Origin of the sequence: Actinopolymorpha rutila (assembly GCF_013407855.1) — a bacterium.
In the GTDB taxonomy this organism is placed as follows: Bacteria; Actinomycetota; Actinomycetes; order Propionibacteriales; family Actinopolymorphaceae; genus Actinopolymorpha; species Actinopolymorpha rutila.
In genome coordinates this window covers 4,888,960-4,906,311 of sequence record NZ_JACBZH010000001.1, presented here as the reverse complement: position 1 = coordinate 4,906,311, position 17,352 = coordinate 4,888,960, and the positions used below count along the sequence as shown (strand labels likewise).

The 17,352-nt window shown below is 70.0% G+C and carries 11 protein-coding genes and 1 pseudogene; 8 read left to right on the top strand and 4 right to left on the bottom strand.

Annotated elements, in window-relative coordinates; genetic code table 11:
• The first annotated feature begins 28 nt into the window (after positions 1-28).
• The 3 genes from F4554_RS21860 (at position 29) to F4554_RS21850 (ending at position 2,489) form a co-directional block, all read left to right on the top strand.
• Positions 29-1,348, top strand: coding sequence for an ATP-binding protein (locus tag F4554_RS21860; RefSeq protein ID WP_179789302.1), 1,320 nt, complete (start codon positions 29-31; stop codon positions 1,346-1,348).
• 11 nt (positions 1,349-1,359) lie between these two features.
• Positions 1,360-2,016 (top strand): response regulator transcription factor, encoded by a 657-nt coding sequence (locus F4554_RS21855; protein WP_337796154.1) that lies wholly within the window; start codon positions 1,360-1,362, stop codon positions 2,014-2,016.
• A 125-nt stretch (positions 2,017-2,141) separates the two neighbouring features.
• Entirely contained in the window at positions 2,142-2,489 is a 348-nt protein-coding gene (locus F4554_RS21850; protein ID WP_179789301.1) for a hypothetical protein, read from the top strand.
• Between the two features lie 8 nt (positions 2,490-2,497).
• Here the strand turns inward: F4554_RS21850 and F4554_RS32460 are convergent, their stop codons facing one another.
• From F4554_RS32460 to F4554_RS21840, 3 genes and pseudogenes are all read right to left on the bottom strand, one after another.
• Positions 2,498-2,902, bottom strand: a complete 405-nt coding sequence (locus tag F4554_RS32460) for a PIG-L deacetylase family protein (RefSeq protein WP_238341378.1) — start codon at positions 2,900-2,902, stop codon at positions 2,498-2,500.
• Positions 2,853-3,224: pseudogene (locus F4554_RS32455) on the bottom strand (PIG-L deacetylase family protein); the annotation flags it as partial. The gene F4554_RS32460 and the pseudogene F4554_RS32455, both read right to left, overlap by 50 nt.
• A 10-nt stretch (positions 3,225-3,234) precedes the next feature.
• Positions 3,235-4,083: a winged helix-turn-helix domain-containing protein gene (locus F4554_RS21840; RefSeq protein ID WP_179789300.1), complete on the bottom strand. Its 849-nt coding sequence runs from the start codon at positions 4,081-4,083 to the stop codon at positions 3,235-3,237.
• A 384-nt stretch (positions 4,084-4,467) separates the two neighbouring features.
• Between F4554_RS21840 and F4554_RS21835 the strand changes: the two genes are divergently transcribed.
• The 5 genes from F4554_RS21835 to pcrA all read left to right on the top strand — a co-directional run bounded on the left by F4554_RS21835 (position 4,468) and on the right by pcrA (position 15,934).
• A complete protein-coding gene (locus F4554_RS21835) occupies positions 4,468-8,970 on the top strand; it encodes a S8 family serine peptidase (RefSeq protein ID WP_179789299.1) in 4,503 nt (1,500 codons plus the stop codon).
• 533 nt (positions 8,971-9,503) lie between these two features.
• Positions 9,504-10,493, top strand: a complete 990-nt coding sequence (locus tag F4554_RS31585) for a polysaccharide deacetylase family protein (RefSeq protein ID WP_202889412.1) — start codon at positions 9,504-9,506, stop codon at positions 10,491-10,493.
• 306 nt (positions 10,494-10,799) lie between these two features.
• Complete coding sequence (locus F4554_RS21825) at positions 10,800-12,938, top strand: ABC transporter substrate-binding protein (protein WP_179789298.1); 2,139 nt, start codon at positions 10,800-10,802, stop codon at positions 12,936-12,938.
• 220 nt (positions 12,939-13,158) lie between these two features.
• Positions 13,159-13,482 (top strand): LbetaH domain-containing protein, encoded by a 324-nt coding sequence (locus F4554_RS21820; protein WP_179789297.1) that lies wholly within the window; start codon positions 13,159-13,161, stop codon positions 13,480-13,482.
• A gap of 127 nt (positions 13,483-13,609) precedes the next feature.
• Complete coding sequence (gene pcrA, locus F4554_RS21815) at positions 13,610-15,934, top strand: DNA helicase PcrA (RefSeq protein WP_202890111.1); 2,325 nt, start codon at positions 13,610-13,612, stop codon at positions 15,932-15,934.
• 89 nt (positions 15,935-16,023) lie between these two features.
• On the opposite strand, the gene F4554_RS33740 is transcribed toward pcrA, so the two are convergent.
• Positions 16,024-16,650 carry a peptidoglycan DD-metalloendopeptidase family protein gene (locus F4554_RS33740; RefSeq protein WP_202889411.1) on the bottom strand — a complete coding sequence of 209 codons (627 nt, stop codon included), beginning with the start codon at positions 16,648-16,650 and terminating at the stop codon, positions 16,024-16,026.
• Between the last annotated feature and the right edge of the window lie 702 nt (positions 16,651-17,352).

Sequence of the window (17,352 nt, the reverse complement as noted above, 5' to 3'; positions counted from 1 at the left end):
CCCGAGTGCCGGAACCCTCGGTACCCCCATGGCGGCGGGCGCGTACGACGCGCCCCCTCGCTGTGTGCGGCGTACCGACGGAAAGGTCATGGGCGGGGTCGCCGGTGGGCTGGCCGACCATCTGGGGCTGCAGCCCATCCACGTGCGACTGGGGTTCATCGCGCTGGCCATGATGGGTGGCTTCGGCCTCCTTCTGTACGCCGCGCTGTGGGTGGTCCTTCCCCAGGACACCGCCGTACGCACGGCCGCGCAACCGGCCGGGGTCGAGGCGGCCACCCGGCAGGGCAAGCGCACCGAGGGGCCACGGCGCCGCCGCGTGCAGGATCCCGGGCAGCTGGTGTCGATCGCCGTGCTGGCGATCGGCGTGATCGCGCTCTTCCCGCACCTGGGCGGGGTCTCCACGAAGGTGTTCTGGCCGCTGCTGGTCGGGGGCGGCGGGCTGGCGTTGCTGTGGCGGCAGGCCGACGAGTCGCAGCGGGTGCGCTGGACCTCCTCGGCGCCGACGAAGCTGCGCTGGCTGTGGCCGCTGTTCATGACCGGCGGCTGGGTCACCGTCCTGCGTACCGGGGTGGGTCTCCTCCTTGTCGTGGTGGCGCTGACGTGGGGTGTGTCCTCCACCGTCGGGACGAACGCCGTCAACGCCGGGCTCCCGGTCCTCCTCGGCGCGGCGATCGGCCTCGTCCTCATCGCCGGTCCCTGGATGTGGCGCCTGGTCGGCGACCTGTCCGAGGAACGAGGGGAGCGGATCCGCTCCCAGGAACGCGCCGACATGGCCGCGCACCTGCACGACTCGGTGCTCCAGACGCTCGCACTGATCCAGAAGCAGGCGCACGACCAGCGGGCGGTGGTCCGGCTCGCGCGGGCCCAGGAACGCGACCTTCGCCAGTGGCTGTACGGCGACCACGAGGACGCCGACGCCACCCTGCGCAGCGAGTTGCGGCGGGCCGCGGCGGAGGTGGAGGACAAGCACGGCATCCCGGTCGAGGTCGTGATGGTCGGCGACGCGCCCCTCGACCCGGCGCTCACCGCGGTCGTCCGCGCCGCGGGGGAGGCGATGGTGAACGCCGCCAAGCACTCCGGCGCGCCTAGGATCGACGTCTACGCCGAGGTGGAGGAGGACCGCGTGGAGGTCTACGTCCGGGACCGCGGGGTGGGTTTCGACCCCGACCGCGTGGGCGAGGACCGCCTCGGTGTGCGCCGGAGCATCTACGAACGCATGGAACGCCACGGCGGCCGGGCGCAGGTGCGCAGCGGCCCGGGCGAGGGGACCGAGGTACGCCTCGTCGTGGACGACCGCGACGCCAGAGCACGAGCCGACCAGACCAGATCAGGTCCGAGTCGACGGTGAGAGGAAGAACCGTGAGCACTAACCCCGACAGCAGGCGCCGCATCGTCCTGGTCGACGACCACGCGATGTTCCGGACCGGCGTACGCACCGAGATCGGTGCCGCCGTGGACATCGTGGGGGAGGCCGGCGACGTCGACGAGGCGGTCAAGGTGATCCTCGAGACCAAACCCGAAGTAGTCCTGCTGGACGTGCACCTGCCCGGTGGCGGCGGTGCCGAGGTGGCCCGCCGGGTGCTGGCCACCGACCCGGAGGTGCGCTTCCTCGCGCTGAGTGTGTCCGATGCCCCCGAGGACGTCATCGGGGTGATCCGGGCGGGCGCGCGCGGGTACGTCACCAAGACGATCACCGGTGAGGAGATCGTCGACGGGGTACGCCGGATCGCCGACGGGGACGCGGTGTTCTCGCCGCGGCTGGCGGGCTTCGTGCTGGACGCGTTCGCCGGCGCCGTCGACCCCGGCAGCATCGACGAGGAACTCGACCGGCTGACCCAGCGGGAGCGTGAGGTGCTCCGGCTGATCGCCCGCGGCTATGCGTACAAGGAAGTGGCGAAGGAGCTCTTCATCTCGGTGAAGACCGTGGAGACCCACGTGTCCTCGGTCCTGCGCAAGCTGCAGTTGTCGAACCGCTACGAGCTGACCCGCTGGGCCACCGACCGCCGCCTGGTGTGATCCGGGCGGGTCCCGGAGATCAGGGCGGGGCGGGATCCCGGTGCGGTGACGGGCCGCTATTACTACCTGCTGTAGTATCGCGCAGGCACGTCGCCGTCAGCGCAGGGAAGGCAGGCACCGTCACCGTGGAGTTCCTTCGTCATCTGCTCCTGTTCCTCCACTTCGTCGGACTGGCGAGCCTGCTCGGCGGGCTGCTGGTGCAGATGAAGGGCCCCGAACGCCGGATCCTGCCCGCGATCCTGCACGGGGCGCTGACCCAGCTGGTGACCGGAGTACTCCTCGTCGGAGTCATCCAGGGTGGCCTCGGTGACCACGTCAACAACCCGAAGATCGGCGTGAAGCTGATCGTGGTCCTGGTCATCACCGTGCTCGCCTGGGTCAACCGCAAGAAGCCCACGATCGCCGCCGGGCTGTTCTTCGGGCTCACCGCGCTGACGCTGCTCAACGTCGCGGTCGCGGTCTTCTGGCGCTGACCCGCGGGTCAGCCGGTTTCCACCACGAAGTAGCCCTCGGCGAGGTGGCCCTGCGGTAGTCCCGCCGTGGCGGCCACCCGGCCGAACCCCTCGCGCAGCCGCGGCTCGAGCTGGTCCGGCTCGGGGTGCTGGCTCTGGTGGGCGTACAACGCCGCCATCTTCTGGCCGAACGTCTCGGTGACGTCGACGACGTGGTTGGTGGTCGGGTGTCCCGACAGCCACAGCTCCCGGACCGTCCAGGCCGCCAGGCCCTCCTCGGCGAGTTCGGGGAAGGCGTAGGGGGTTGCGGGCCGCGGGATAGACCGCGCGCACCGCCGCCTCGCCGGCCGCCAGATGGTCGGGGTGGCTGCGGGCGATGAACGACCAGTCGCGTTCGGGGCTCTGGGTGAGTACGCGGTCCGGGCGTACCTCACGGATGACCCGGGTGAGCGCGCGGACGAGATCGGCGTTCGCCTCGAGCTCACCGTCGACCAGACCCAGGAAACGTACGTCGTGCACACCGACGCATCGTGCCGCCTCGGTCTGCTCGGCTCGGCGGATCTCCGGGATCTTCGAACGCGGCACGTGGTCCTCGAACCCGCCGGCCTGGCCGTCGGTGCAGATGCAGTAGACGACCTCCAGCCCGGCGGCGGTGAAGTGGGCGATCGTGCCGGCCGCGCCGAAGTCGACGTCGTCGGGGTGCGCGGTGATGACGAGAACGCGGCTGATCTCGGAATCGGGGAGGACGAGGGTCACCCGCGAGAACTTACCAAGCCCGCACCGCGTCCGACCGCACCGGAAGCGTGGTCGGCACCAGGGCGATCCGGTAGCCCACGCCCCGGACCGAGGCGACGGCCAGCTCCGGGGTGACGTCCTGCAGTCGCCGCCGTAGCCGCTTCACCGCGGAGGCGACGGCGTCGACGTCGCCGACGTAAGGGCGCCGCCACACCGCCTCGGTGAGCTCGGCGAACGTCCACACGCGGTTGCCGGCACCGGCCAGGGTGGCGAGCAGGTCGAACTGGCGGGCCGACAGCTCGATCGGCCTGGTGTGCCAGAACACCTCGCGGCGGTTGTGGTCCAGCCGAAGCGGGCCGAACTCCACCACTGCCCGGGTGTTCGATCCCGGTCCGCGGCCCGGCTCCGGCGGCGGCCTCCGGCCGTGCGCGACGCCGAGGGCGAGCGGTCGCCGAGCCGAGTGTTCGCCGTGTTCGCCCAGGCCGTGTCCGTCGTACCCGCTGTGTTCGTCCTGGCCGTCGTCGCCGTGGCCGTTGCCGTGGTGTGCTCGCCGGCCCGGGGACTGCTCGGGGAGTACGCCGCCCGGCACGAGAACCCGCAGCGCGCTCTCGGTGTTGGCGACGACCAGGACCGCGATGTCGCCGTTCACGCTGCGAATGACCGACGACCACTGGTCGGGATCCAGGCCGACGCACAGGACCAGGCCCATGCCCTGCACCGGAACGGTCGGCGTCTGGTCGGCTGCCGCGTGGCCCGAAGCAGCTGGTGCGGGGGTGTGCCCGCCTTCGTCCGCGTCGCTCGCGCCGGTAGCGCCGGTCACGTCGATCAGGCCGGTGGAGTCATCGGTCGGGTCCGCGGCATCGAGAAAGAGGTTCTGCACGTTGCTGCACCCCCCGGGTGTCGGGTGCCACCGACCGGGCAGGCGCAGCCTGCGAATCTTCAGGTCACGCCCCCCGTTCGCAGAAATTCTGGCAGGTCCTGTTTGTCTGCGTAAGGGATGGAACGCGGTCGGTTACTTCGGCGGCCCGCGGTCGTCGCGGGTTCGGAACGTGATCCCGGGGGCCGTTGCCCGGAAACGGCCGGGAACCGGTCGGCGACCCGAAAATGCCCCCCGAGCGCCCTGACCGCGCCCTGTCCCGCCCGCCCGTTCCCGAGTTCTCTGCGCAGGAACGTGTGTGCCGATGGTGGCAACCCGTCCGCCGTGTCCTCCGTGATCCGTCACCACTTTCGGCGGACGCTCCCGACTCCCCACAAGGAGGGGTACGTGTTCAGACGTAGGGATCGAGCAGGCTCGCCGCACCCGGTGAGCCGCCCGGTGAAGCGCCCGGCGGGTCGGCCGTCGGGCCGTCGCTCCTCCGCGGCCCGACGGTCGCTGGTGCTCGCCACCGGCGCCGTGCTCGCCGTACTGGCCGGCCTGTTGGCGCCGGCGGCCGCGGTGGCCGGACAGTCACCCACGACGAAGGCGACGAAGCCCGCGCCGATCAGCAAGGCGGTCCAGAGCAAGCTGGCGGCCAAGGGCGCGGCCGATGTGTGGCTGGTCTTCTCCCAGCGGGCGGACCTCAAGAAAGCCGCCAAGGTCAAGGACTGGGACGCTCGTGGCGCCGCGGTCGTCAAGGCGCTGAAGGCCACCGCGACGAGGAGCCAGGCGCGGGCGAAGACCACGCTGAAGGCCAAGCGGGTCGAGTACACGGCCTACTGGGGCGCCAACCGGATTCTGGTGCGCGGTGCGACGCCGAGCCTGACCCGTGCCCTCGCCGCCCTGCCCGGCGTACAGCAGATCACCGAGCTCCGGACCTGGAAGCTTCCGCCCGCGCAGAAGGCGACCGCGAGGAAGAAGGTCGACGCGGTCGAGTGGGGCATCGCGGCGATCAGGGCCGACCAGGTGTGGAGCGACTACGGCGTACGTGGTGAGGGCATCACGGTCGCCAACGTCGACACCGGTGTGCAGTACGACCACCCGGCGCTGGTCGGGAAGTACCGCGGCAACCGGGGAGACGGCACCTTCGACCACAACTACAACTGGTTCGACCCGGCCAACGTGTGTGGTACCCCGTCGACCGAGCCGTGCGACAACGTCGGTCACGGCACCCACACGATGGGCACGATGGTCGGCGACGACGGCACCGGCAACCAGGTCGGCGTCGCGCCGGGTGCGAACTGGATCGCCGCCAAGGGGTGCGAGAGCGACTCCTGCACCGACACCTCGTTGCTCGCCGCCGGCCAGTGGACGCTCGCGCCCACCGACCTGAACGGCCAGAACCCGCGTCCGGACCTGCGCCCCAACGTGGTGAACAACTCCTGGGGCGGGTCGAACGGATCCGACGTGGACCCGTGGTTCGACGAGATCGTCCAGGCGTGGACCGCGGGCGGCCAGTTCGCGGTGTTCTCCAACGGGAACGACGGACCCGGCTGCGACACCACCGGCTCGCCGGCGGACTCGCCGTACGCCTTCGGGGTCGGTGCCTTCAACCAGGCCGGGCAGATCGCCGACTTCTCCAGCCGCGGCCCGGGCGCGAACGGCGAGATCCGCCCCAACGTGTCCGCGCCGGGTGAGAACGTCCGGTCGTCGGTCCCCGGCAACGGCTACGACTACTACAGCGGTACGTCGATGGCGGCACCGCACGTGTCCGGCACCGTCGCCCTGCTCTGGTCGGCCGCACCGGCACTCGCCGGTGACGTCGAGGCCACCCGCGCGCTGCTGAACGAGACCGCGGTCGACGTCGACGACCAGACCTGCGGTGGTACGGCCGACAACAACAACGTCTGGGGCGAGGGCAGGGTGGACGCCCTAGCCGCGGTCGACGCCGCGCCGCGCGGCGACACCGGTGTGCTCACCGGCACCGTCACCGCCGCCGACGGCGGTGCGCCGATCGCCGGCGCCACCGTGTCGGTGGAGGGACCGCTGTCGCGGACGACCACCACCGGTGAGGACGGCACCTACCGGCTCACTCTGTCGGTCGGTGGCTACACGGTCTCGGTGCACGCGTTCGGCTACGTCGACCAGACCGAGCAGGTGACGGTCAGCAAGGACGACACGACCACGCAGGACTTCGCCCTCACCGCCGCGCCGTCGCACTCGCTCAGCGGCACGGTGACGGACGCGCGTGGCCAGCCGGTCGCGGGGGTCGACGTCACGGCGGAGGGCACGCCGATGCCGCCGGCCACCACCGACGAGCAGGGGCACTACGCCTTCGACGCGGTGCCGGAGGGCAGCTACACCGTCACGGTCGCCGGTTCGGGCTGTATGGCCGAGGAGTCGAAGGACGTCACGGTCGACGGCGACAAGGTGGTCGACTTCCGGTTGGCCGACCGGGCCGACGACTACGGCTACCGGTGCGTGGTCGAGTCCGCGGACTACATCGAGGGCGACACCAACGTCGGACTGGTCGACGACGACGCCGCCGTCCCGATCGACCTGCCGTTCCGCGGCGTGCTCTACGGAGCGGGCTACAACGAGGCGTACGCCTCGACGAACGGCCACCTGACCTTCACCTCGCCGAGCGCCGAATTCGGGAACACGCAGATCCCCAACCGGGCCGAGCCGAACGCGGCGATCTACCCGTTCTGGGACGACCTGGTGCTGGACGAGGAGTCGGGTCTCTACACGGGCACCTCGGGTTCGGCGCCGAACCGTACGTTCGTCGTCGAGTGGCGCAACGCGTTGATCCTGGCCAGTGAGTCCGGGGCCCGGGTGGACGCCGAGATCGTCCTGCACGAGAACGGCGACATCGTTCTGAACTGGCGCAATCTCGACGAGAACGACCCGCTGGAGCGGGGTGCGTCGGCGACGACCGGCATCGAGAACGCCGACGGCACCGACGCCCTGCAGTACAGCTACAACTCACCGGTGCTGGCGGACGGCCAGTCCGTGCGGTTCACCCTGCCGCCGAACGGGTTCGTCACCGGCAGGGTGACCGACAAGGACGACGGCAACCCGGTCGCGAACGCGACCGTCGACGTCCTGGACGGCGACACCGTCGTACGGCAGCTGAGGACCGACGCCGACGGGATCTACTTCGGCCAGGTCTGGGTGGGTGCCTACACCCTGAAGGTGAGTGCGACCAACTACGTCTCGCAGACAGCCCAGGTGTCGGTCGCCGAGGGCCAGACCGTCAGGAAGGACTTCGTCCTGAGGACGGCCCGGGCCGAGGTCGACTCGCCCGACCTGTCATGGGTCCTGCCCCAGGGTGTCAAGCAGCAGGCCACCTTCACCATCTCGAACACCGGTTCGGCTCCGCTGACGTGGCAGGCGCTGGAGAGTGGCGGCCGGCGTACGGCCGCGAAGGCGGCGAAGGTCGCCGAGGCCAGGACCAAGGTGAGCGCGAAGGCCAAGGACGCCAACGCGAGGACCGCGGTCGGCCGCTACACCAGGACCGAGCGGGAACGCGCCCGGCCCAGCGCCGCCGGTGGCGTGCTCGCGTCCTGGCCGGTCGAAGGTGCCGAGGTCGCCTGGGGCGTGGGCTACGACGGTGACGTCTGGGTCTCCGACCCCCCGAACAGGACCAACAACGAGTTCACCGCCGCGGGTGAGCCTGTCCAGACGCTGACCGCGGACTGGGCCGGCGAGTGGAACGGCGACATGGCCTACGACTTCCGGCGGGGCCGGATGTGCCAGGTCAACGTCGGTGGCGACAACGGAATCTCCTGCTGGGACCCGGCCTCGGGTGCGGTGGACTACTCGCTCACCGGCTCGCCGTGGAGCGCCATCTCCCAGCGTGGGTTGGCCTACCGGGCCGACGACGACAGTTTCTATGTCGGTGGCTGGAACGAGGACGTCCTCTACCACGTCGCCGGCGCGTCCTCGTCCAACCCGGGCGAGGTGCTCGGTCAGTGCTCGCTGGCCGGAGCGTCGATGGCCGGGCTGGCGTGGAACTCCACGGCCGGGGTGTTGTGGGTGACCACGAACTCGCCCACCGACGACATCCTCGAAGTCGACCCGGACGACTGCGGAGTCATCACCACCCTCGGGTTCCCCGACGGTGACGGCTTCGCCGGCGCCGGCGCCGAACTCGACTTCTCCGGAAACCTGTGGGTCACCTCGCAGGCGTCGAACAAGGCGTTCCTGGTCGAGACCGGAGTGCCGCAGGCGACCGACGTGCCGTGGCTGTCGGAGAAGCCGGAGAAGGGCACAGTGCCGGTCGGCGGTGAGCAGGACGTCACCGTCACGGTGGACACCACCGGACTGGAGCCGGGGGTCTACCGGGCGACCGTCATCCTGGACACCACCAGCGGCCGGCAGCGGTTCGTACAGCTACCGGTGCAGGTGGTGGTGGCGGGCTACTGGAAGGGCGTCAACGCAGGTGGCGGCGCCTACACCGACAGCCAGGGCCTGCCATGGGTGGCCGACCAGCAGTACCGTTCCGGCCGGTTCGGCTGGGTCGGTACGTCGACGGTGCACGCCGTCGGCTCGCAGGTGGACATCCGGGGCACCGACGACGACCCGCTCTACCGCGACCTGCGGCAGGGTATGGAGGCCTATCGGTTCGACCGGCTGCCGGCCGGTAAGTACGAGGTCACGATGGACTTCGCCGAACTGGCCCGCTCGCCGCGGGTGGACTGGCGGATGTTCGACGTGGACGTCGAAGGCCAGTGGGCGCTGGTGGGGTACGACATCGCCGACGAGGTGGGCGGCCGCCGGGCCGACAGCCACTCGATCGTGGTGGACGTGCCCGAGGGCGGCACTCTGCAGGTGACGTTCCACCCGCGGCGCTCGTACCGGCCGCCGGTGGTCAACGCGCTGCGCGTCGTCCAGCGGCCCGACCTGTAGGCCGAGCTCCTGTCAACCGCAACCGGCCACAGTTGGCCGAGCTCCTGTCAACCGCAACCTGACACAACTGAACACCACAACCGAACAACCTGACAGAGGTGCAGGGCGGCCCCGGGACGAGGATCCCGGGGCCGCCCCGATTTGCATGCCATGCTCCGGTCTGTCCGAGACCCGCTGCCCGTCGGCGGCGGCCGCGGGTCAGCCGGAAAAGCCCGGCACTGGTGGGTCGGGGTGGGTCTGGTGGCTCGGCACCGGTGGTCAAGGCGGTGCAGGACCGGCTGAAGTCGATGGCGGCCCGACCTCTGAGCTGACGCCCGAGACCGAATCGCAGGCCGAATTCCGTCGGCCAGAACCGAACATCGTCCGACCTCGGTGACACTGGCAGGGGGCGCCACCGGGTAACCGGGCCGCCCTTTTCCCTTTCCTGGAAGGGATCTTCCCGGACAGTGGTCCCCAGCTCACGGGACCCGCCGGGACTGGAAACGTCTCACCCCCTCCTTCACGCTGGCGGTGAAGCGGGGGAGTGATGGGCGATGGCTGAAACGCGGGCTGCCGCGTGCTGGCGTGGTTTCGTCGTACGAATATCCGCACTCGTACGCGGCCATTCCGACAGGCGAGCCACCGCCGTTCCCCGGGCCGGCCGGGGCGTCACGATCGGGTTACGGCGAACGGCGACGGCGGCGGGGGTCATCGTCGTCGGGCTCTCGCTGGTCAGATGTGCGCCGTCTACACCTCAGGACGTTTCGTCCGACCCGCGCCTGCCCACGGCGAGTTCGGTGGCCCGGGCCACGCCGCCGAGTGGGCTGCCCCGGCAGCCCACATCGCCGTCCGGCACGCCCTCGCCGAGCACGCCCTCGGCCGGCGCGAGGGCTGGTGAGACTGCCTCCCCGACGCCCACCCCGCGGCCGACCCTGCCCGGCGACTCCACCGTCGGCACCCCCGACTCCCCGTCGACTCCGGGCCACACCCCGGGGCCGGGGACGGCGGAGGGCCCGAAGGTTCTCTACCTCACTTTCGACGACGGCCCGAGCGAGTGGACGCCGAAGATCCTCGAGGTGCTCGCCCGGCACAACGCGAAGGCGACGTTCTTCGAACTGGGACAGCAACAGAAGGAGTTTCCGGGCATGGCGGACCAGGTGCGCAAGGCCGGGCACACCATCGGCAACCACACCTTCGACCACGCGTCGCTGACGACGCAGTCGTGGTCGGGGATGCGGAAGGAGATCAAGGGCGGTCCGGCCTCGAAGTGCCTGCGCCCGCCCTACGGCGCGACCAACTCCGACGTCCGCTCGGTCACCGACGAGCTGAATCTGCGGGTGGTGCTGTGGGACGTCGACACCCGCGACTGGACCCGGCCCGGCTCGGACACGATCGAACGGCGGGCCGTGGAGGGTGCGCGGCCGGGCGCGATCGTGCTCATGCACGACGGCGGCGGCGACCGGCAGCAGACCGTCGACGCGCTCGACGGTGTTCTGACCACGCTGGCAAAGCGGGGGTACGTGTTCCGCGCCCTCGACTGCTGACCCCGGTCCGGTGACGCGGACTTCTGCCGCGGACGTGTGACGGGCTGCGGACGCGGGCCGCGAGACGCCTTACCACGTTGGGTTCTGAGTTCACGGAATGAACGAATCCGTGTCCGATCCCGGCCGTGACCGATCCTGGTCGCCCAGGGGTTGTCGACTGCGCTCCATCCGGCCTCGACGCTGTCCATGATGGGCCTTTCCGGACCTGGCTGTGGCGAAGGCGTGTCCGTGCGCCCGTCACTCGTGCCAGGTTGCTGAGCCGTGCCGAAGCGGAGCGCGGCTTCGTTCGCAAGGAAGGTGTGACGGATGGTGCATGGCAACGGCGTCAGCAGGCGCGGTTTTCTGTACGGCTCGGCGGTGGCCGCCGGGTCGCTCATGCTGGCCGCGTGTTCGGGCAACGACTCCACCGGAGGCAACGGCGGGTCGGGCAAGAAGGCCGCGGGCGGCGGAGCGGGTTCGGGGCAGGTGCCCAAGGGGTCTGCGACCAAGCCGCTCGCCCCACCGAAGAAGTTCTCCGAGGCGCCGTCACTGGCTGAGCAGGTGAAGGCGGGCAAGATCCCTTCGCTCGACAAGCGGCTGCCCTCCACGCCGTATGTCATTCCCCACCGCTGGGCCGAGCCGGGCAACTACGGCGGCCAGCTCCAGATGGTGATCGACACGAGCAACTCCGGCGCCATCAAGGAGTACTGCTACGGTCACTCGTTGCTGCGGTTCCTCAACGACGGTCTGGACATCGGGCCCGGTCTGGTGGAGAGCTGGGAGTCCAACGCCGACGCATCGGACTGGACCTTCCACTTCCGCAAGGGCCTGAAGTGGTCCGACGGTCAGCCGTGGACGACCGCCGACATCATGTACTGGTGGCAGGACATGGTGCTCAACACCGAGCACCCGGAGGTGCCACCGGACGACGTGCGCTCCGGCCGCGACACCGTCGCGACGTTGTCCGCGTCCGACGACTACACACTGAGGATGAAGTTCGACGCGCCCGCGCCGATCACGCCGGAACGCCTCGCCGCCTGGGTCAACCGCGGGATCGGCCCGCAGTGGATGGCGCCCAAGCACGTGCTGATGAAGTACCACCCGAAGTACAACAAGAAGATCAAGGGCAAGGACTGGTACGTCAAGCACGACTTGCACCTGGACTGGCAGCTCAACCCGGGCTCGCCGGTGATGACCGGCTGGTACACGAAGACCTACGACGAGGGCCGCAGCGTCGTACTCGAACGCAACCCCTACTACTGGGTGGTCGACAAGGACGGCAAGCAGCTGCCCTACCTCGACGAGGTCCGGTTCACCGTGGTGAAGGACCCGCAGGTCCAGAAGCTGCAGATGAGCAACGGCAGGTACGACTACGTGCACGGCGGCCACACCGCCCTCGTACTCGGCGACATCTCCGGGCTCAAGCAGGCCGAGCAGCGCACGGGTGTCCAGGTCAGCTTCTGGGACAGCGGATCCGGGACCGGTTCCATCTGCTTCCTCAACTACGACTACCCGGACGACAAGATGCGCGAGGTGATCCGCAAGCCGGAGTTCCGGCAGGCGTTGTCGCACGCCATCAACCGGCCGGACGCGCGCAAGGCGATCTACTTCGACACCGGCGAGGTGACCACCGGAACGCTCAGCCCCAAGGGGCAGATGTTCACCATCAACGACGAGGCGAAGCAGAAGTACACGCAGTGGCGGGACGCGTACGTGAAGTACGACCCGGACAAGGCCAAGTCGATGCTGGACAAGCTGGGCCTGGTGGACAAGAACGGCGACGGCAAGCGCGAGTTGCCGGACGGCTCCAAGCTGCAGATCTCCCTGGACTACCCGGCCGACGCCAGCGCCGAGCACGTCCAGAAGAACAACCACCTCAAGCGTGACTGGGAGGCCGTCGGCGTCAAGACCGTCATCAACCCGGTTCCGCCGGAGGCGTTCGGCGACCGCTGGGGCCGCGGCGAACTGATGACCACCACCGCGTGGGAGGTGGGCGACTGCTCGCCGCTGATCTACCCCGGTTGGGTGATCCCGGTCGAGACCGGCCACTGGGCACCGCTGCACGGGCAGGCGTTCACCCTGCAGACCGGCGACCCGAAGAAGCTGAAGTCACAGGCCAACCTGTCGCCGTGGAAGCGGACGCCGCCGTGGATGCTGGCCGAGAAGGGCGACCCGATCGACCGGCTGTGGAAGCTGTACGCGCAGGCCCGGGTCGAGCCGGACAACATGAAGCGGATCCAGATCATGTGGGAGATCGAGAAGATCCACATCGACGACGGTCCGTTCTTCTTCGGCATCGTCGCCAACTACCCGCGCATCGTGCTCACCCGCAAGGGACTGCACAACGTCCCGAAGAAGGAGAACCTCACGCTCGGCGGTTGGGTGAACCCCTGGATCCTGCCGTCCCCGGCGGTGTACGACCCGGAGCTGTACTTCTGGGACAAGCCGGAGGACCACAAGGTCTGAGCAGTCACGGAAGGCCCGCCACCCCGCACCCGGGAGTGGCGGGCCTTCCGCATGTCGGCGGCGTGTCCGGCGATGGCGGCATGCTGATCCGTCACCGGGGTGCCGCGCCGACCGTCCACGAGTCGCCCCCAACGCCACCCTGGTCGGCCGCGTCGTCGTCGGCCCGCACGCCACCGTGCTCGGCTGCACGGTGGAACGCTGTTGTTACCTAGCCGCGAACGTGACCGTCCTGCACGGTGCCCGCCTCGGCCCGGGCGCGAGCATCGCGGTCGGCGCGCTGGTGCACGCCCGTACGTTCGTACCCGACGGGTTCTTCGTACCCCCGCACACGCTCGCGGCCGGCGACCCGGTCCGGGTGGTCACGCCGGACCAGCGGGACGAGGCCGCGGCGGCGGTCCGCGACGCCGGCTTGGCGGCCGCCGAGTTCGGGGTGAGCGCGGACTGGGAGGACCGGCTGCGACGGTACGAAGCCGCTACGGAAGCCAGGTCGGCGGAGTTCGCCGCCCACCGCGACGACGAGCCGCTGACCGTGGACCCGTCGTAGGCCGGGCCCCCGCCGGGCCGGTCCGGGCCGAGCTGGCCGGACATGTCCGGCCTGTCGGGTGGCGGTGTCGGCGGGCACTCGTAGGCTGGGCCACACGATGAGCGCCCTGTCTTCGCACACCCACCTGATGACCGACTCCGACGCGACCTCCGACGCGAAGTCCACCGGCGAGAGGTCCGCCGCCGAACCCGGCCGGGCCGACGCGTCGGCCGGGCGTCCCCGGCACGACCCGGAGACCCTGCTGGAGGGGCTCAACCCCTCCCAACGGGCGGCGGTCGTGCACGAGGGACACCCGCTGCTGGTGGTGGCCGGCGCAGGGTCGGGCAAGACCCGGGTGCTCACCCGCCGGATCGGGTGGCTGCTGGCCCAGCGGGGCGCGCGGCCGAGTTCGGTGCTGGCGATCACCTTCACCAACAAGGCCGCGGGGGAGATGCGCGAACGCGTCGCCGAGCTGGTGGGGCCGCGGGCGGCCGGGGCGATGTGGGTCTCCACGTTCCACGCCTCCTGCGTGCGCATCCTGCGGCGGGAGATCAAGCGGTTCGGGATGTCCTCGTCGTTCTCGATCTACGACGACGCCGACTCCCGCCGGCTGATGACGCTGGTGTGCCGCGACCTCGACCTGGACTCCAAGCGCTACAACCCGCGTTCGGTGCTCAACTGGGTGTCCAACCTCAAGAACGAGCTGATCGACCACGAGGAGGCGGCGCGCCGCGCCGAAAACCACCTCGAGCGCACTTTCGCCGAGTGCTACGGGCTCTACCAACAGCGTCTGCGCGAGTCCAGCGCCCTGGACTTCGACGACATCATCATGACCACGGTGCACCTGTTGCAGGCGTTCCCCGAGGTCCGCGAGCACTACCGCCGCCGGTTCGCGCACGTCCTCGTCGACGAGTACCAGGACACCAACCACGCGCAGTACGTCCTGGTCCGCGAGCTGACCAGCGCCGACGGCGACGGGCCGCACGGCGAGCTGATGGTGGTGGGCGACGCCGACCAGTCGATCTACGGCTTCCGCGGCGCGACGATCCGTAACATCCTGCAGTTCGAGGAGGACTTCCCCGACGCCCAGGTGATCCTGCTCGAGCAAAACTACCGCTCCACTCAGACGATCCTGTCCGCCGCCAACGCGGTGATCAGCCGCAACGCCGGCCGCAAGGCCAAGAACCTCTGGTCCGACGCCGGCTCCGGTGAGTCCGTGGTGGGCTACGTCGCGGAGGACGAGCACGACGAGGCGCAGTTCGTCGCCGAGGAGATCGACCGGCTGGGCGACCAGGGCGCGGCCCAGCCCAAGGACGTCGCGGTGTTCTACCGCACCAACGCGCAGAGCCGGGTGTTCGAGGAGATCTTCATCCGCGTCGGTCTGCCCTACAAGGTCGTCGGCGGGGTCCGCTTCTACGAGCGCCGGGAGGTGCGGGACGCACTCGCCTACCTCCGGTTGCTGGCCAACCCCGAGGACACCGTGTCGCTGCGCCGGATCCTCAACGTCCCGAAGCGGGGGATCGGTGACCGCGCCGAGGCCTGCGTCGAGGCGTTCGCCCAGCGTGAGCGGACGACCTTCTGGCAGGCGCTGCGCCGCACCGACGAGGTGCCCGGCCTGGCCACCCGTTCGGCCAACGCCATCCGCGGGTTCGTGACGATGATCGACGAGCTGGTGGCCGCGGTGGCCGAGGGGATGCCGCCGGCCGACCTGCTGGACCAGGTGCTCCACCGCAGTGGCTACCTCAAGGAGCTGGAAAACTCACCCGATCCCCAGGACGAGACCCGGGTGGAGAACCTCTCCGAGCTGGTGGCGGTTGCCCGGGAGTTCACCGAAGGCGCGGTGGCGGAGGGGGTGCCGGCCACCCTCGCCGACTTCCTCGAGCGCGTCGCCCTGGTCGCCGACTCCGATCAGATTCCCGACGGCGAGGACAACGGCGGGGTGGTCACGCTGATGACCCTGCACACCGCGAAGGGGCTGGAGTTTCCGGTCGTCTTCCTCACCGGTCTGGAGGACGGCGTCTTCCCGCACCAGCGCTCACAAAGCGACGCCAAGGAGCTGGAGGAGGAACGCCGGCTCGCCTACGTCGGCATCACCCGGGCACGCAAGCGCCTCTACGTCTCCCGGGCCGTGGTCCGCAGTGCGTGGGGAGCACCCCAGCACAATCCCGCGTCCCGCTTCCTCGACGAGATTCCGGCCGAGCTGGTGGACTGGCGGCGTACGGAGGCCGACCAGATCTCGTGGGGCTCGCAGTCGGTCAGCAGCCGACGCACCGACCGGCAGAAGACCACCAGGCCAGGGCAGCGGCCGATCGTCGCGTTGTCGCCCGGCGACCGAGTGGTGCACGACACGTTCGGTATGGGCTCGGTGGTGGCCACCGCGGGCCAGGGGGACAACGCCGAGGCCACGGTCGACTTCGGGTCGGAGGGCGTCAAGCGGTTCCTGCTCCGCTACGCGCCGCTGCAGAAGCTCTGAGGTCAGCGTCGCCGCAGAAGCTCTGAGGTAAGGGTCTCGCCGCAGAAGCTCTGAGGTAAGGGTCTCGCCGCAGAAGCTCTGACGTCAGGTCAGAGCAGGCCCTTCTGGCGCAGCCAGGGGAGCGGGTCGATCGCCGTACCCCCGCCGGGGTGCACCTCGAAGTGCAGATGTGGTCCGCTGGAGTTGCCGGTGCTCCCGACGTAGCCGATCAGCGTGCCGGCGCGCACCGGGCCGCTCCGGCGGGCGTACCGGGACAGGTGGCAGTACCACGTCACGGTGCCGTCATCGTGCCGAACCTGGATCCGGTTGCCGAACGCGCTGTACGCGCTCTCCCAGCCCGCGCCGATGATCTCGCCGTTGCCGACGGAGTAGACGGGTGTGCCGAGCGGCGACGCGAAGTCCTGCCCGGTGTGCAGGTGGCTCCACATCGAGCCGGCCCGGCCGTACCCCGCGGACAGGCGGAACTTCTGCACCGGCAGCGTCCACTCGATGGAGCGTTCCATCGTCTGCTGCTCGGTGGCTCCGGCCGCGGTGCGTTCCATCGACTGGATCTCCTGGCTGTGCTGCGCGGCCCAGGCCGCCCGTTCCTGGTCGGCGGCCGCCCGAGCGCGGTGGGCGGCGGCCAGGTCGGCAGCGTCGGTGCTGGGCTTGGCGGTGCGCTTGGAGCGGTCGGCCCGTTTGGCCGCGTTCTCACGGGCCTGCTCGACCTGGCTCACACTGCGGGCGATACTCGCCGGCAGCGCGCGTTGGACGGTGGTCTCGCCCCTCGCCAGCGTGTTCGAGCCCACGAAGACGGCGCCGGAGGCGACGGCGAAGGTCGCGACACCGGCGAGGACCGGAACGGTGGGGAAACCCCGCCTGGTCTCGGGCTTGCGATGCCCGCGCTGCTGTGCCTGCGTCGGGGGGAGCTCGAGAGTCGAGGGGGTCCGGAGGACGGGAGCGGCGCCACGTGACTCCGCCGGGGTCGCCGGACGGTTGGCCCGGGAAGCCGACGTGTCTCGCGACGGTCGAGTGCGACCCGCCGATCGGTCACGGCGATGCTTCGCGGTCTCGGCCACTGGTGAGAAACCTTCCTGAAGCGGGGGTCTGCCGATCTCGAGTTCTTCGCGCTTTCGGCAGCAAACGCGGCAGACGATAACGGATTGGTGTCAACAGGCCAAACAACTCGTACCGGCCAGGCCGGAAGTGGACCAGCAGATGCTACAACTCGGGCATTCCCGGCAGGTTCGTGACACGCGGTGTGACCAGCCCGGCGCGGCAGGACACCACGCGTCACGTATCTGCCGTACGAGAGACACCGCGCGTTATCGGAACCCGCGTTCGATGCCATAAGTTCGTCTGAGTTCGAGACAGTCGCCGAGTGGTTCCAAGACCTCGCCTCGGGGCTTTCCGTGAGAACTCCGCGAGAATTCCGGTGA

Excerpts from the sequence above, each read along its gene's own strand:
- F4554_RS21860 (WP_179789302.1), top strand. The coding sequence starts at position 29 with ATGGCGGCGGGCGCGTACGACGCGCCCCCTCGCTGTGTGCGGCGTACC.
- F4554_RS31585 (WP_202889412.1), top strand. The coding sequence starts at position 9,504 with ATGGCTGAAACGCGGGCTGCCGCGTGCTGGCGTGGTTTCGTCGTACGA.
- F4554_RS21825 (WP_179789298.1), top strand. The coding sequence starts at position 10,800 with ATGGTGCATGGCAACGGCGTCAGCAGGCGCGGTTTTCTGTACGGCTCG.
- pcrA (WP_202890111.1), top strand. The coding sequence starts at position 13,610 with ATGACCGACTCCGACGCGACCTCCGACGCGAAGTCCACCGGCGAGAGG.